Raw genomic sequence first — 1,730 nt, forward strand, 5'->3', positions numbered from 1 at the left:
AAGTAGTCGTGCCCACAGTCGCCGCAGCGAGCGCGGGCAAAGCCATGGGCAAAGAGCGGCTCGGGCAAGACCAGCATGGGCCGCGCCCTGTGGGGCAGCGAGGCGGTCTATGCGCCTGGCTGGCCAGCCGACATGCCGGTAATAGACGCCATCACGCCAGACGGCTCGTTTGACGACGTGACGGCCGCGCTCTCCAGCGTGGGCCTGGGCAGCGTGCCTACCTGGCTGCGACCCTATTCGGTTCTTTCCAACGGTGAGCAGTTCAGGGCCAACCTGGCCAGGCTGATTGCCGAGGCACCCAGCCGGGCCGTCCTGGACGAATTCAGCAGCGTGGTCGACCGGCAGATCGCGCAGATCGGCGCGGGGGCCTTTGCCAAGGCTTGGCGGCGCACGGGCGGCCAGGCGGTGCTGCTGAGCTGCCACTACGACATTCTGGATTGGGTGCAGCCGGATTGGGTTTTTGACACGGCCACCGGCAAGTTTTCACGGGGGTCTCTTTGGCGGCGACCGCGCATCGACGTGGACGTGTGGCAAACCGGCTGGGAGCATTGGCCAGCCTTTGAGCCGCATCACTATTTGAAGCTGCCCCGCATGATCGCCGCTACCAACTACATGGCCACGGTGGATGGCCAGCTTGTCGCCCACCTGGCCGTCAGCACCCGCGCCGGGATGGTTGAGGCCCGCGCCTGCCGCCTGGTCGTGATGCCGGAATGGCAGGGTGCCGGGGTGGGCTTGCGCTTCCTGGACGCGGTTTGCGAGCGCTGGCGGCTTGGCCAGAACCGCTACGACAAGCCCATGCTGACCCTGTTCCACACCAGCCACCCCGGCCTGGCCAGCGCCCTGCGCCGGTCTACCAGGTGGACGCAGGTATCGGCCAAGCTGGTCGGGGAGAGCAAGGCACGCAGCCTGCAAAGCATGGCTAAGACGGCGGCCAGGCTCGGCACCAAGAACGTCGGGGCGGGTTACGGTGGCCACTTCCGGGCCGTGCAGGGCTTCCGCTACCTAGGGGCGGCACCATGCGCGTGATGATCGTCGGGCAGAAGTTCTTCGGGGCCGAGGTGCTCAAGCTGTGCCTGGCGCGCGGCGACGACGTGGTGGCGGTCAGCGCGCCTCGGGTGGATGACCGCCTGGCCGCGCTGGCCACCGACGCCGGTGTGCCGCTGTGCCAAGTAGACAAGCGCCTGGGCGCGGAATGGGTGCCGGATGGGCTGGACGTGATCCTGTGCGCCCATGCCCACCTGTTTGTCACGCCCGAGGCGCGCGCCAAGGCCCGACTGGGGGCTCTGGGCTACCACCCCAGCCTGCTACCCCGCCATCGGGGCCGGGATGCTGTCGTGTGGGCCGTCCACATGCGCGACCAGGTAACGGGCGGCACCGCGTACTGGCTGGACGACGGGGCGGATACCGGGGATATAGCGGCGCAGGATTGGTGCTGGGTCAAGCCAGGCGATACCGCCGAGGCGCTTTGGCGGCGTGAGCTGGCCCCTATGGGCTTGCGGTTGCTGAGCGGGGTGTTGACCAGGCTAGATGCCGGGGAGGTGCCGAGGACGCCTCAAGACCCGGACATGGCCACCTGGGAGCCTGCTTACGTGGCCAAGCGATTGGCCGGGAGCCGGTGAGTTAAATTCGTGTCCTGAATCCATCGACGCTTTGTCCTGAATTCAGGGCCGCTTTACTAGTGTGGTGTCTCAAAAGTAAGCATCAAATAATGGTACTCGCTGCCCGCGCCA

The 1,730-nt window shown here is 66.9% G+C and carries 2 protein-coding genes; both read left to right on the forward strand.

The annotated features are described in order from the left end of the window. Positions 1 to 75: 75 nt before the first annotated feature. Positions 76 to 1,026 (forward strand): hypothetical protein, encoded by a 951-nt coding sequence (locus IHV84_RS20120; protein WP_015061193.1) that lies wholly within the window; start codon positions 76 to 78, stop codon positions 1,024 to 1,026. After that, on the forward strand, positions 1,017 to 1,619 hold the full coding sequence (locus tag IHV84_RS20125) for a formyltransferase family protein (RefSeq protein WP_015061191.1): 603 nt from the start codon (positions 1,017 to 1,019) through the stop codon (positions 1,617 to 1,619). Before IHV84_RS20120 ends, IHV84_RS20125 begins: the two co-directional genes overlap by 10 nt. Positions 1,620 to 1,730 lie beyond the last annotated feature (111 nt).

The organism is Acidovorax sp. IB03, assembly GCF_016406015.1.
Classification (GTDB): Bacteria; Pseudomonadota; Gammaproteobacteria; order Burkholderiales; family Burkholderiaceae_C; genus Acidovorax; species Acidovorax temperans.

Excerpts from the sequence above, each read along its gene's own strand:
- IHV84_RS20120 (WP_015061193.1), top strand. The coding sequence starts at position 76 with ATGGGCCGCGCCCTGTGGGGCAGCGAGGCGGTCTATGCGCCTGGCTGG.
- IHV84_RS20125 (WP_015061191.1), top strand. The coding sequence starts at position 1,017 with ATGCGCGTGATGATCGTCGGGCAGAAGTTCTTCGGGGCCGAGGTGCTC.